The organism is Bradyrhizobium sp. HKCCYLRH2047, assembly GCF_051168175.1.
Classification (GTDB): domain Bacteria; phylum Pseudomonadota; class Alphaproteobacteria; order Rhizobiales; family Xanthobacteraceae; genus Bradyrhizobium.
In genome coordinates this window covers 251106-263946 of the sequence record NZ_JBNPUM010000005.1, presented here as the reverse complement: position 1 = coordinate 263946, position 12841 = coordinate 251106, and the positions used below count along the sequence as shown (strand labels likewise).

The following is a 12841-nucleotide window of genomic DNA, read 5'->3' as shown; positions in this document are numbered from 1 at the left end:
TTCCATCGGAATTTTTTGGCGCCGAGCTCCGGGACGATCGCAGTTCCGATCCGCGCGATGGTCGAGTCAGGAGAAGTGAGCGCGCGTCGGCACGTCCTCGGAAAAGGCATTCTCGGCCAACGCATCATCGGCCAGGGCGTCATCCGCGGGGCCCGCCAGCGCGAGCCGCACCATCTTGGCGAGCTCCGACTTGCGATAGGGCTTGGTGAGCAGGAGCGCCGCCTGGTCGAGGCGGCCGTGCTCGACCATCGCGTTGTCGGTATAGCCGGAGGTGTACAGCACCTTGGTGCCGGGCCGCTGCCGCAGCGCCTCCTCGGCGAGCTCCTTGCCGTTGACGCCGCCGGGCATGATGACGTCGGTGAAAAGGAGATCGAAGCTTTGGCCGGAGTCGATCTTGGCCAGCGCCTCGACCCCGGTCGATGCGGTGATGGTCTTGTAGCCGAGGCTCTGCAACTGTGAGACGACGAAATCCTGCACCAGTGGATCGTCCTCGACGATAAAGATCGTCTCCTCGCCGCGCGGCGGCGGCGGCTCGGGCGGAGCAGGGCTCGCAGCCTGTCCCTTGGGCACGGGGATGTAGAGCCGGATCGTGGTGCCCCGTCCTTCCTCGCTGTAGATCTTGATGTGGCCGCCGGATTGCTTGACGAAGCCGTAGACCATGCTGAGGCCGAGGCCGGAGCCCTTGCCGGCTTCCTTCGTCGTGAAGAACGGCTCGAAGGCGCGGTCGCGGACCTCCGGCAACATGCCAGTGCCCGTGTCGCTGACGGCGACCATGACATAGGGCCCGGGCGTCACGCCGGCGTTGGCTGAGGCATAGGCCTCATCGAGCACCACCCGGCGCGATTCCAGCAGCAGCTTGCCGCCATTGGGCATCGCGTCGCGGGCGTTGATCGCCATGTTGACCAGCGAGTTGGCGAGCTGCGCCGAATCGATGTGCGTGATCAGCGTCTCGTCTTCGAGGATCGAGTTGATCTCGATCTGCTCGCCGAGCGTCGGACGCAGCAGCTTTGCGATGTCGAGAATCGTGCTGTTGACGTCGCTGTCGCGCGGATGCAGCGGCTGCTTGCGGGCAAAGGCGAGCAGATGCCGGATCAGCTCGGTGCAGCGGTCTGCCGCCTGTCCGATCAGCGCTGCGGTCGCCGCGGCGGCGGGGCGGTCTTTCACCTCGTCGGCCAGCGTCTCGATGGTGCCGGTAATGATCGTCAGCATGTTGTTGAAGTCGTGTGCGACGCCGCCGGTGAGCTTGCCGATCGCATCCAGCTTCTGCGCCTGCTGCAGCAGCCGCTCGGTCTCGTGCGCCGTGGTGATGTCGTGATAGACCATCGCCGCGCCGGTAATGCCGCCCGCGGCGTCGCGCAGCGGGCGGCCGGAGATCATCAGCCGCAGCGTCTCGTCCCGGTCGGGCCGGTAGACGATCAGCTCGCGGCGGTCGAAGCTCTCGCCCCGCAAGGCTCGCGGCGTCGGCAGGTCGTGGGCTGCGACAGGCGTCACGCCGTCGCTTTCGTAGACGCGCAGCCGCGCGCGGACGTCGGCCAGATTCTTTTCCGGGCTGTAGCCAAGCAGATGTTCGACCGCGGGGTTCGAGAATACCACGGTGTCCGCGGCATCGATGACGAGCACGCCCTCTGCCATGCTGTTGAACGTGTTCTGCAGGATCTCGGCGGAATGGCGCAGCTTCTCATGGGCGGCGATCAGGTCGAGATGCTGCTGCTCGGCCTTTTCCGCCAGCGAGATGGCCTCGGCTTCGGACCGGACCAGCGACGCGCGCAGCGCACGATCGTGGAGATAGGTCCGCCGGATGAGGTAGAAGGCGATGATCAGCAGCAGCGCGAGGCCGCACAGGTCGATCGTGAGCAACAGCGATCCGGTGGCCTTCGACGTCATCGAACGCTGCGTCAGCAGCTCGCGCTGATCGGCAACGAAACGGTCGAGATGGGCCGTGATCTCGCTCATGGTCGCCGGGCCTTCGGCGCGGCTTCTGAGCGCTTCGAGCCCCGCACGATCGGAGGCGGCGCGCAACCGGATCAGCTCCGCGGCGAGCTCGACCCTGCGGGCAACCAGGGCTTCGGTCTCGGTCAGAAGCTTCAGCGGTTCGGGATTGTCGGCCACGGCGCGCCGCAGCTCGGCCATGGCGACCGGAATTTTCGTGCTGACATCGGCAAACTCCGTCCTGAACTGATCTTCACCGACGAGTGCGTAGCCGCGAGAGGCCGCTTCCGCTTCGCGTAGCAGCAGGCGCAGATCGGAGGTCTTCTGCAGGATGTCGAGCGATGAATTCACCCAGGCCGCGTCGTGGCGCGACTTGATGTCGAGCGCCGTGGACGCGGCGCCGATCGCCAGCAGCGTTCCAAGACCGAGCCCCAATGCGAGGCGCTGATAGGTCATCTGCGTTTCTCAATCATCGACATGTCCGCCAGCTGGGCCGGGGATCATCGCGGCCAGCCACATGCATCCGAGTTTCGATGCAGCTGCGTCCAAGCAGTGAAGATATGTCGGCAAGGCGCGCCTCCTTGTTCGAAGTTCTTGGCGCGTTCGCGGGCGGCAGGCCCAAGCCGCTCACCCGCGGCGTTTGCACTGCGCGAGTCCCGCGAAAATCCATGTGTCCATCAACTGATATCAACCAAGCCTGCGAAGCGGCCAAACGGGCAGAATCACGAGCTGAAACGATATTGGACCGGAACGGGCCGATCATCTGCACGTCGCGGGGCACATTTTGAAATATGGGCGAAAATCAGCCTGCAACGTGGCGCATTAGACACAAAACAAACAACAATACGGCACGAAAAAGGCGGCGAGGATAGCCTCGCCGCCTTCTGTTGTCGTAGCTACGATGTCAGACTCTTACGGGCATGGGTGGCGAATGCCATCATAGCCAAGATAAGTTCCCGAAGCCGGATCATACGAGCGGTACCTGCGTGCGCAGTAGCTCGGGTCGACGCCTTCGGTTCCAACGACGGCGACAGGCGCGGAGTCGTCATAGTACGAGTAGTCGGAGTAATAGTCGGGTCCGTAATAATACGGATCATTGTAGTAGGCATAGCTGCTGCCCAACCCGATTCCGACGCCAACGCCGACGCCCGGCCAGAAGCCGCCGCCGCGGTGATGCCAGCCGCCACGGTGGCCGCCCTGCCAGCCGCCGCCACTCCAATTGCCGCCGCTCCAATTGCCGCGGGCGCCACCCGTGTTGACGGCGACGTTGGCGCCGGCCGCCGGACCGCGACCCGCCAGCGCTGCACCGCCAACGGCTGCGCGTCCCGCGAAGCTGCCGCCACTCATGCCGCCGCCACCCGGACCGGCCGCAAAGCCGCCGCGTCCGCCGCCGCCGATCGCTCCGCCGCCGCCACCACCGATAGCCGCGCCACCGCCCCCGCCGATGGCGGCACCACCACCGCCGCCCGGACCACGACCGCCGCCGCCGGGACCCTGGGCAAAGCTCGTCGTCGCTGCCGCCAGCGGCAGAATCAGCGCCACTGCCGCCGCCGTGCTCCATGTCTTCAGTCTGGTCATCGTTATCGCTCCATCAGGGGGAAAATGACCTAACCGCAGGCCGCGGATGTCGTTCCCCGCCGTGAACCGATACATCGTCGCGGGCGGAGGCGGTGCAACACTGGACAAGATGCGGGCGGGGTGGCATCAGAACCGGGACCTTCACAGAACCGGCCCCAAGCCCATGAAACAGTTCTTTCTCAAGCTCTTCACGTGGTGGAACGGCCAGACTTTCGGCACCCAATTGTGGACTTGGCGCTTCGGCGAGCTCGTGGGGCAGGATGCACAGGGCAACCGCTATTATCGGACCGCCGGCGGCAAGATCGATCCGGTGCTGCATTTCGAGCGGCGCTGGGTGATCTATAACGGCCTGGCCGAAGCGAGCCGTATTCCGCCCGAATGGCACGGCTGGATGCATCACATGGTCGACGTGCCGCCGACTCAGGACGGCTACAAGCCGCGCGAGTGGGAAAAGCCGCATCAGCCGAATCTGACGGGGACTGCGCTGGCGTATCGCCCGGCCGGCTCGACCTTGGGCAGCGGTCGCAGGCCAAAGGCCACCGGTGATTATCAGCCCTGGACTCCTGGCGGCTGATTCGACGTCGCGCGAGATGACCTCGATCGGAAGAGGCTGCCCGAGCTCCGGGCGGCCTCTTTGCTTTCGCGAGCCTGCCAAGCCTGCGCTACGTCGGATTGATCCTGAGGGCGGCCGCCGCATGCTCCGCCGCCTCGATTCGCCGCTTCCGGGACGGTGCGATCCGCTCCAGCATGCGTGACACCACCTCGGGCGGCGCCGTGTCGGGGGAACCAGCGGTGAAAGGGGGCGCCGGATTGTATTCGAGCCTGAGCTGGATGGCCTCGGCCGTCTGGCGATCGACCAGCTGCGCCACCAGGGTCAGCGCGAAGTCGATGCCGGCCGTGACACCGCCGCCGGTGATCCGGTTACGGTCGATGCAGACGCGCTCTGTGCTGACGGTGGCGCCGAACAGCGGCAGGCACTCGCGCGCGCTCCAATGGGTCGCCGCGCGATAGCCGTTCAGCAGGCCGGCGGCGCCGAGCGCCAGCGAGCCCGTGCACACCGACGTGACGTATCTAGCCCCTTCGGCCTGGCGGCGGATGAAGCCGATGACTTCGGCGTCGCCGAGGATGGCATCGACGCCGAAGCCGCCGGGAATGCAGATCACGTCCGCCTGCGGACAGTCGGCAAAGGTCGTCGTCGGCAGGAGTGTGAGAACTGAGTCGGTCGGGATCGGCTCGATCTTCTTCCAGACCAGGTGCAGCGTCGCACCGGGCACGCTCGAGAACACCTGTACCGGTCCGGTGAGATCGAGCTGGGTCACCTGGGGAAACAGAACGAGAGCGATCGAAATCGGTTGGTGCATGGCGGTGCTCGCAGGTCTGGTGCTTGACGGCGGTCATTCTGCATGGTCCGTTGGATGGCTCATATGCCAAAGTTCCCTCGTTTCCGGACAGATTTGAGATTCCATACTTGAGGTCTCAAACTTAGGATCACGGACTTGGGATCACCGACTTGGGATCACGGAGCCATCCACCATGATCGGCGTGCTCATCTATCCCGATTTTCAGTTGCTCGACGCTGCCGGGCCGATCTCGGTGTTCGAGATCGCTTCGCGCTATGCGCGCGCCGTGCCATCGATCAGGGTCATCGCCGCCACGCCCGGACCCGTGCGGTCGTCATCGGGGGCTGAGATGCTGGCGCGCAAATTCGGTCCGGTGTCGGCGCTGACCACGCTGCTGATCGCCGGCGGCGAGGGTGTGGAAGCCGCGAGCCGCAACACATGCACGCTGAACTTCGTTCGCAAGGTCGCGCAGCGCGGCACCCGGCTTGCCAGCATCTGTTCCGGCGCCTTCGTGCTGGCCGAAGCGGGCCTGCTGGACGGGCGGCGCGCGACCACACATTGGCAGCGCACGCGGCAGTTCCTGCGCGCCTACCCCCATGTGAAGCTCGAGCCTGACAGCATCTATGTCCGCGACGGCAACGTCTGGAGCTCGGCTGGGATCACTGCCGGCATCGATCTCGCACTCGCCATGGTCGCCGACGATCACGGCGAGGAGATCGCGCAGAAGACCGCACGTCAGCTCGTGCTGTACCATCGCCGCAGCGGCGGGCAGTCGCAGTTCTCCTCGCTGCTGGAGCTGAAGGCGCCGAGCGGCCGCTTCGCCGAACTCCTGACCTGGGCGCGCGAGCATCTCGATGCGCCGCTGACGGTCGAAGACCTTGCCGAGCGTGCCGGCATGAGCACGCGGCATTTCACGCGCGCCTTCGTGGCCGAGACCGGCACGACGCCGTCGAAGGCGATCGAGCGTCTCAGGCTGGAGGTTGCGCGCGATCGCGTGCAGGCTTCGCATCAGCCGATCGAGCTGGTGGCCGAGGCGACCGGCTTTCGCGATCCTGAGCGGATGCGTCGCGCCTTCATTCGCGCCTTCGGACAGCCGCCGCAGGCCCTGCGGCGCGCGGCGCGCCTCACCGCCTGACCTGCATCGGTGGATTGGAGGCGCGGGCGTCGATCGTCGATGGCAATTGAAACAATTTAAAGTTGTGTCGCGGGCGCAGAGCGCGCATACTGAATCTATTGCTATTGTTCATGGAGGATACGATGCGCGTATTTCTGACCCTGATTTTGTTTGCTGCTGCCGCGCTCGGCAGTGTCGACAGCGCTTTTGCGGCAAAAGCCGAAGTCACTGGAATGTGCGTCTGCAAGAAAGGCGGCAGCACGATCGAGACCTATAGCGAGACGATCTGCGTGAAGAACGATCATGCGGGCTGCACATCCGCGAAGGTCGCCTGCGTGAATGCCTATGCCGCCACCTGCAAGGGCAAGGGCGGCACGATTTCACAGTCGACCAATACGTGCAGTGTCGGCGCCAAATGCTGAGCAGCTGATCAGCTAGACGTTTCCGAACGTCTGTGACACGCAGACCCGCGCGGCGGACATCGGTGCATGTCCGTCCGCGTGTTGGCATCGGCAGGTGTGAGACCTATAGTCCGCCCCGCGAAACCGAGGGGTAGGCTAGGCACGATGCGTGTCACCATCATCACCGGCAGCGGAGCCGGCATCGGCGCGGCCGTGGCGCGCCGCCTCTCCGCGCCGGGACAGGCCGTGATGCTGCACGGGCAGGGGGCTGACGAAGCGGGTCTGGCGCGTCTGCGGGAGGTCGCCGCGGCGTGCCGCGAGGCCGGCGCCGAAGCCGCGTTTCATTGCGGTGACCTGGCAAGGCCGGGTGTGGGCGCGGAACTGGCGGCGGCGGCCCGCACGCGATTCGGCCGGATCGACGCGATGGTGCATGCCGCGGGCTTTGCCGACCGCCGCAGCTTTTGCGATCTGCCGCGCGACGGCCTCGACCGCTCGCTCGCCGTGATGCCGTCGGCGTTTCATGAGCTCGCCAGTGCCGCGCTGCCGGACCTCATGCAGAGCGGGAACGCGCGTGTGGTCGCGATCTCCAGCTTCGTCGCGCATCGCTTCGTGCCGGGCGGCACCTTTCCGGCCTCGGCCGCCGCCAAGGCGGCGCTGGAGGCGCTGGTGAAATGCCTCGCCATCGAGCTGGCTGCGTGCGGTGGCACCGCCAATGTCGTCGTGCCCGGCTACACGCGCAAGGATGCGGGACGGCTCGGCTCGCTCGATCCGGCCGCGTGGCAGACGGCGGCGGCGGCCAATCCACAACGACGCCTCGCCGAGCCCGACGACATCGCCGCGGCTGTCACGTTCCTGCTGGCGAAGGACGCCGGCCACATCACCGGCGCGGTGCTGCCGGTCGATGGCGGCCTGACCCTGATGTAACCCGGTAGATGGATCGAGTGACGATGGAGAGCGTGCAGCAGACAGCCGACGTGGTCGTGCTGGGAGCGGGGATCGTCGGCGTCTCCTCCGCCTACGCCGTCCGGGAACGCGGGCTTTCGGTGGTGCTGGTCGACCGCAAGGCGCCGGGCGAGGAGACATCGTACGGCAATGCCGGCATTCTCTCCTCCGGCTCGATCCTTCCGCTCAACAAGCCCTCGCTGTTCAAGGCCCTGCCGTCCTATCTCGGCAACCGAAGTGCAGCGCTGCGCTGGGATCCGGCCTGGACCTTGCGCAATGTCGAATGGGTGCTGCGCTTCCTCGCCAATGCCGTGGAGTCCCGCGTCAGGCCGCGCGCCACCGCGCTGCATGGCCTGATCGGCGCGTCTCTGAAACTGCATCGCGACTGGATCGTTCGCGCCGGCGAACCGCAGCGCATCCGCGAGACCGGCTGGCTCAAGGCATGGCGCAGCGATGCGATCGCCGCCGCCACAGCCGAGCAGGCGTTCCTGGCCGAATACGGCATCAAGAGCGAGCTGCTCGACCGCCAGGGCATTTCCGCGCTCGAGCCGAACCTGCTGCCGGTCTACAAGGTCGGCCTGCTGCACAGCCAGACGGCGTCGGTCGATTCGCCCGGCAACGTGACCAAGGCCTATGCGCGGATGTTCGAGGGCGCGGGCGGCATGCTGCGGCAGTCGGAGATCAGGGCGCTATTGTCCGATGGCGACGGCTGGCGCGCCGTGCTCGGCGACGGCGAGATCCGCGCCCGCCATGTCGTGGTTGCGCTCGGCCCGTGGTCGCCGGACATTCTCAGGTCGCTGGGCTACCGGGTGCCGATGGCGTTCGAGCGCGGCTATCACCAGGAGTTCACGCCCAATCCTGCGCGCATGCTGCACCGTCCGATCCACGACGCCGAGGGCAGCTTCCTGATGACGCCGATGGAGAACGGCGTGCGGGTCACGAGCGGCGTCGAGCTGACCGATCGCGACGCACGCTCGAATTTCGCCCAGCTCGAGCAGGTGGTGCCGCTGGCGCGCGGCGTGGTCGAGTTCGGCGAGGCCGTGGCTCAGCCCTGGCGCGGCGCGCGGCCGACCTTGCCGGATTCGCTGCCGATGATCGGGCCGGCGCCGCGGCATTCCGGCCTGTGGCTTGCATTCGGCAACCAGCATATCGGCTTCACCACGGGGCCGGCCACGGGCGCGGCGATCGCCGCGATGATCGCGGGCGAGGCGCCGTCGTTCGACGCCTCCGCCTTTGCTCCGAGCCGGTATCTGTGAGGGGCCGCGACCGCGTCACGCCGGAGCTGCGATGAACTACACCTGGGATTTCGCCATCCTCGCCAAGTACAGCCATCTGTTCTGGGTGGGGCTCGGCTGGACCATGGCCTACACGCTCGGCACCATCCTGCTCGGCTCGGTGATCGGACTCGTCGTCGGCATCGTCAGGCTGCGCCGTCCGGTCGTCATCGACTGGCTGCTGATCGGCTATATCGAGCTGTTCCGCTGCACCCCGCTGCTGGTGCAGATCATCTGGTTCTACTACGCCTTCCCGGTCGTGATCGGCGTCAACATTCCGGCGCATGTCGCCGCGGTCACCGTGCTGTCGCTCTATGCCGGGGCGTTCTATGCCGAGATCGTACGCGGCAGCATCGAGAGCGTGCCGCGCGGGCAGTGGGATGCGGCGCGCGCGCTCGGTCTGCGTCCGTGGCGGATGATGCGGCTCGTGATCCTGCCGCAGGCCTTGAAGCCGATGCTCGCGCCCTACGTCAACCAGTCGGTGACGCAGTTGAAGAACACCTCGCTGGTGTCGGTGATCGCGGTGCCGGATCTCGTCTACAACGCAACCTTGATCAATGCCGACACCTACCGGCCGCTCGAGGTCTACACCATCATCGCGCTGATCTACTTCGCGATCCTGTTTCCGGCCACCCTGCTGGGCCGCCGGTTCGAGCGCGGCATGACGTACGACAAGGCGTGAGAGACTCGGCGTAGCAACATTCTCGCCGTCATTGCGAGCGCAGCGAAGCAATCCAGGGCGGCACGTATAGCCCTGGATTGCTTCGTCGCTGCGCTCCTCGCAATGACGGCGGAGAGAGCGCCGCTTCGCTTAGATATTCACCTCGACCGGCACGTCGTCGGCCTTGACGCCGGCGAGCCCCAGGCCCTTGACGAACCATTCCCGCATCTGGCCGATGCCGCGATTGTAGTCGATCCACACCGCGAGGAAGTCGCGCCAGCGTTTGTCGGCCTCGCGGCGCACGCCCATGCTGGACGGGATGGCGACCGACGGCGACTGCAGGATCTTGTAGGTGCCGAGGTTAGGGTTCTTGGCGATCGCGGTGAGGCCCAGGATCAGTGCGTTGACGACGACGTCGACGCGGCCCGACGCCATCTCCAGCATCACCTCGTCGCGCGACTTCAGCGACTTGATCGTGGCGTTGGGCGCAAAGCGCCGGGCCACCGCCTCGTTGGCCGAGCCGACGTCGACGGCGATCTTCACTTCCGGCTTGTTGATGTCGGCCCAGGTCTTGGCTTCCATGCCCTTCTTCAGCATCGCGCCGAACGGATGCGGAAACACCGTGCCGCAGAAGTCGATGACCAGTGCGCGCTGCGGCGTCGGGTTGAGCGCGAAGCCGAGATCGATCTTGCCGGCCTGCAAATCGAGCACCGAATTGCCGTAGGTCGACTCGACATATTCGAGCTTCACGTCGAGCAGCTTGGCGATGTCGTTGGCCATCTCGATCGAGAATCCCGACCACGTGCCGGAGGCGAGATCCTTGTTGAAATAGGGCAGCTCGCCCGGCAGCACGGCGATGCGCAGCACCTTGTTGGCGCGGACGCGGTCGAGCGTGTTGTCGGCGGCCGCCTGCGCCGAAGCCGGCGTCGTCGTCATGGCGGACGCGAGCGCGGCACCGGAGCCGATCGCGAGCGCGTAGCGCAGCGCCTCGCGGCGGTCTTCGGAAATTGTCTGATCGTCTGATGGGGTCACATAATCCTCCTGCACCAACAGGCGCGGAGCGTAGCGCCGGCCATGCACGCCAGCAACAACGATGTCGGCCTTGATAGTAAGCGGCTAGCCGTCGTCATGCCGGAACGGCCGCACGCCGCTTCCGCGCTGCCTCATTCCGATGCAGGACTGATCAAGCCGTGATCGGTCCCGCCGGATGGAAGCGGCCTTGGACGCAGGCGCTCGGCGAGCGGCCGCAACAGTTGCGGAGCGAGGTGGATCGGGAACTGGCTCATCGCGAAATACAGCCAGGTCGTGCCGGGGATCGCGCCCTCGGTCGCCGCGAGCATCAGCCCCATGTTGCGCAGCGACACCATCATGCCGAGCGCCATCGCGCGTTCGCGCCCCGCACCGCGAAACAGCAGCATCGTGGTACCAAGCAGCAGGAAGAACACCGCGAAGGCGAGCAGCGCCAGTCCCAGCATGCGGAACGGGCTCGCCGCCAGGTCGGCCAGAAAATGCGCCATGATGGCGGAAGCGAACACGAACAGGATGAGGATGTTGAAGCCGTCGATCGGCGCGCGATGGCGGCGGATCGCGTCGCTGCCGAAGGCAAGGCGGATCGCGGTCGCCGTAGCCAGCGCGCCCGCAAGGATGGCGGCGAGCTTCAGCCCGAGCGCGGCCGGAGACAGTGACAACGTCTCGCCCAGGAACACATAGGCGAACAGCGGCGCCGTCAGCGGCACCAGCGCGGTCGAGGTCACCAGCGTGATGAGAACGAGCGTCGCGTCGAGCCCCATCAGCGCGGCGAGCGCGGGCGAGGCCATCATCGGCGAGGCCGTCGCCTGCAGCATCAGCGCGAGATGGAGGTCGGGCGCGGCGGCATCGACGCCCGTGGCGCGCGCGATCGTGCCGACCAGTGCCGGCACGGCGACCGTGGTCCAGGCCGTCGCGGCCACCACCAGCAGAGGCCGGCGCAGATGCGCGCGCAGCATCGCGACGTCGACGCGCATGAACGAGATGCAGAGCAGCAGGAAGATCGCATGCGTGACGTAGGGGCGCGTGAGCTCGCCGAGCGGCGGCACTGCGATTGCCACGATCAGCACCGCCACGATGGCGCGGGTGCCCTGATTGCCGAGCCAGCTCAGGGCCTGCAGAGGAAAAGCGAGAGGCCCGAGGGACGGCATCTTCATTCCGAACGATGGGAATCAATGAACGCGCGAACCATGCGTTGGCCGCGCGTTCATGCAAAGTCACATCTGGTTACGGACGATGTCGGCGCCCGCGCGTCATTGCGCGCTGGAGCCGCCGACCACGATCTTCTCGTTGAGCTTGAAGTCGACCGTCTGCACTGTCTGATCGATCTCGGGGTTGGGCATGCCGAGCTGCTGCGAGATCAGCTTCACCAGAAGGTCGACGCGCTCGATGAAGGGCGCGCCGGCGGCGACGGCGCGCGCGGCCGACGACGGCTTGAGCAGGCTCTCGGCCGCCTTGGCGTATTTCTCGAACGGCACCTGGTCGCTTGGATCGGCGCCGAGCTTGCGCGCGATGGCGTCGACGTGCTCGTAGATCGATTTCGACTGGGCGAGGTTGCCGTGCACGGCGTCGCGGATCGCCTGCGGCTCGCCGCGGGTGATGCAGCGGTAGTTGCCGGTCAGCAGCATCGACCACTTCGCCAGCGGCACGAACAGCGAGTCGAACACCTTCAGCTTCACGGGCACGTCCTGGCCGTCGAGCCTGACCGCGTCGATGTCGCGCTCGAGCTCGCGCAGCAGCGCGTTGTGCGTTTCGTCCTCGAACGCGGCGGCCTTGAAGTTGGTCGGCAGGCCGACATGCAGCACGTTGGCGCCTTCCTCCGGCGGACGGAAGGCCTGCGGATCCGGCGAGCACAGCGTGACCAGTCCGGGCGTGAAGCGTTCCCACACTGCGGGATTGGTGTAGGCCTCGTCGAGGTCGACATTGGCGAGCGCCGGGATGCGCTTGAGATAGGGCAGCGGCGGCATGTTCATGATCGAGAGGCACGGCAGCCTGGCCTCGGCGATCTTCACCATCAGCACGCGAATGGTGTGGTTGGTGTATTGCGGCTCCTGCATCGCCAGGCCGACCAGGTCGTAGCGCGACAGGTCGACACTGTCCGGCGTGGCGGCGTCGAGCTTGCCCGGCAGGTCGCGCGAGAAGATCGAGCGGTGCGTCGGCTCGTCGCGCAGCTTGATGCGGACTTCGGTGCCGTCGCGGTTGATCAGCTCCGCCGTTTTCTTGCGGCAGACCAGCGTCACGTTGTGACCGGCCATCAGCAGCTTGGTGCCGAGGAGGGAGCCGTAGGAGGCCCCGAGAATCAGGATGTTGCGTGCCATGCCTTGGTCGTCCCCAGAGATCGGTTCGAGATTTCGCGTTCGCGTTTCTTATTGGTGATCCAGCCGGACCGAAGAGTCCGTCAGGCGCCCCGCAGGGGCAGACGGAGGCGGTAACCCATTGCCTCGGTTGCTGGCATACCAGAGCTTTCATCCCATGGAATGCGCCGTCTGGCAAGGTGCAGCGCACCCATGCGGCACCCGGCGCGTGTCGCGGCCGAGCCGGCCAGGCGCGATCGACCTTGCGCTTGGAAATCCGGC

Annotated in this window: 12 protein-coding genes; 6 read left to right on the top strand and 6 right to left on the bottom strand. The window is 66.4% G+C overall.

The genetic code is table 11. From position 1 onward, the window contains the following. Window positions 1-66 precede the first annotated feature (66 nt). Entirely contained in the window at window positions 67-2385 is a 2319-nt protein-coding gene (locus tag ACQR1D_RS14415) for a CHASE3 domain-containing protein (RefSeq protein WP_315800185.1), read from the bottom strand. Window positions 2386-2841: 456 nt separating this feature from the next. Next, complete coding sequence (locus ACQR1D_RS14410) at window positions 2842-3507, bottom strand: BA14K family protein (RefSeq protein WP_434839462.1); 666 nt, start codon at window positions 3505-3507, stop codon at window positions 2842-2844. Between the two features lie 163 nt (window positions 3508-3670). Between ACQR1D_RS14410 and ACQR1D_RS14405 the strand changes: the two genes are divergently transcribed. Further along, complete coding sequence (locus ACQR1D_RS14405; protein ID WP_315800436.1) at window positions 3671-4081, top strand: NADH:ubiquinone oxidoreductase subunit NDUFA12; 411 nt, start codon at window positions 3671-3673, stop codon at window positions 4079-4081. A gap of 88 nt (window positions 4082-4169) precedes the next feature. Here ACQR1D_RS14405 and ACQR1D_RS14400 read toward each other — a convergent pair whose 3' ends face one another. Continuing rightward, entirely contained in the window at window positions 4170-4868 is a 699-nt protein-coding gene (locus ACQR1D_RS14400) for a DJ-1/PfpI family protein (RefSeq protein WP_434839463.1), read from the bottom strand. A gap of 172 nt (window positions 4869-5040) precedes the next feature. Here ACQR1D_RS14400 and ACQR1D_RS14395 point away from each other — a divergent pair, with 172 nt between their 5' ends. The 5 genes from ACQR1D_RS14395 (at window position 5041) to ACQR1D_RS14375 (ending at window position 9260) form a co-directional block, all read left to right on the top strand. Further along, on the top strand, window positions 5041-5982 hold the full coding sequence (locus tag ACQR1D_RS14395) for a GlxA family transcriptional regulator (protein WP_434839464.1): 942 nt from the start codon (window positions 5041-5043) through the stop codon (window positions 5980-5982). Between the two features lie 122 nt (window positions 5983-6104). Beyond that, window positions 6105-6383 carry a hypothetical protein gene (locus ACQR1D_RS14390; protein WP_434839465.1) on the top strand — a complete coding sequence of 93 codons (279 nt, stop codon included), beginning with the start codon at window positions 6105-6107 and terminating at the stop codon, window positions 6381-6383. Window positions 6384-6527: 144 nt separating this feature from the next. Further along, window positions 6528-7286, top strand: coding sequence for an SDR family NAD(P)-dependent oxidoreductase (locus tag ACQR1D_RS14385; RefSeq protein WP_434839466.1), 759 nt, complete (start codon window positions 6528-6530; stop codon window positions 7284-7286). A gap of 23 nt (window positions 7287-7309) precedes the next feature. Next, on the top strand, window positions 7310-8560 hold the full coding sequence (locus ACQR1D_RS14380; protein ID WP_434839567.1) for an NAD(P)/FAD-dependent oxidoreductase: 1251 nt from the start codon (window positions 7310-7312) through the stop codon (window positions 8558-8560). Between the two features lie 31 nt (window positions 8561-8591). After that, on the top strand, window positions 8592-9260 hold the full coding sequence (locus tag ACQR1D_RS14375; RefSeq protein WP_315780581.1) for an amino acid ABC transporter permease: 669 nt from the start codon (window positions 8592-8594) through the stop codon (window positions 9258-9260). Window positions 9261-9389: 129 nt separating this feature from the next. On the opposite strand, the gene ACQR1D_RS14370 is transcribed toward ACQR1D_RS14375, so the two are convergent. The 3 genes from ACQR1D_RS14370 to ACQR1D_RS14360 form a co-directional block, all read right to left on the bottom strand. Continuing rightward, window positions 9390-10271, bottom strand: a complete 882-nt coding sequence (locus ACQR1D_RS14370) for a transporter substrate-binding domain-containing protein (RefSeq protein WP_316180784.1) — start codon at window positions 10269-10271, stop codon at window positions 9390-9392. A gap of 131 nt (window positions 10272-10402) precedes the next feature. Then, window positions 10403-11416, bottom strand: coding sequence for a Na+-dependent transporter (locus tag ACQR1D_RS14365; RefSeq protein WP_434839467.1), 1014 nt, complete (start codon window positions 11414-11416; stop codon window positions 10403-10405). Window positions 11417-11518: 102 nt separating this feature from the next. Beyond that, entirely contained in the window at window positions 11519-12583 is a 1065-nt protein-coding gene (locus ACQR1D_RS14360) for a ketopantoate reductase family protein (RefSeq protein WP_315800176.1), read from the bottom strand. Window positions 12584-12841 lie beyond the last annotated feature (258 nt).

Excerpts from the sequence above, each read along its gene's own strand:
- ACQR1D_RS14380 (WP_434839567.1), top strand. The coding sequence starts at position 7,310 with ATGGAGAGCGTGCAGCAGACAGCCGACGTGGTCGTGCTGGGAGCGGGG.
- ACQR1D_RS14375 (WP_315780581.1), top strand. The coding sequence starts at position 8,592 with ATGAACTACACCTGGGATTTCGCCATCCTCGCCAAGTACAGCCATCTG.
- ACQR1D_RS14400 (WP_434839463.1), bottom strand. The coding sequence starts at position 4,868 with ATGCACCAACCGATTTCGATCGCTCTCGTTCTGTTTCCCCAGGTGACC.
- ACQR1D_RS14410 (WP_434839462.1), bottom strand. The coding sequence starts at position 3,507 with ATGACCAGACTGAAGACATGGAGCACGGCGGCGGCAGTGGCGCTGATT.
- ACQR1D_RS14390 (WP_434839465.1), top strand. The coding sequence starts at position 6,105 with ATGCGCGTATTTCTGACCCTGATTTTGTTTGCTGCTGCCGCGCTCGGC.
- ACQR1D_RS14405 (WP_315800436.1), top strand. The coding sequence starts at position 3,671 with ATGAAACAGTTCTTTCTCAAGCTCTTCACGTGGTGGAACGGCCAGACT.
- ACQR1D_RS14395 (WP_434839464.1), top strand. The coding sequence starts at position 5,041 with ATGATCGGCGTGCTCATCTATCCCGATTTTCAGTTGCTCGACGCTGCC.
- ACQR1D_RS14415 (WP_315800185.1), bottom strand. The coding sequence starts at position 2,385 with ATGACCTATCAGCGCCTCGCATTGGGGCTCGGTCTTGGAACGCTGCTG.
- ACQR1D_RS14365 (WP_434839467.1), bottom strand. The coding sequence starts at position 11,416 with ATGCCGTCCCTCGGGCCTCTCGCTTTTCCTCTGCAGGCCCTGAGCTGG.
- ACQR1D_RS14360 (WP_315800176.1), bottom strand. The coding sequence starts at position 12,583 with ATGGCACGCAACATCCTGATTCTCGGGGCCTCCTACGGCTCCCTCCTC.
- ACQR1D_RS14385 (WP_434839466.1), top strand. The coding sequence starts at position 6,528 with ATGCGTGTCACCATCATCACCGGCAGCGGAGCCGGCATCGGCGCGGCC.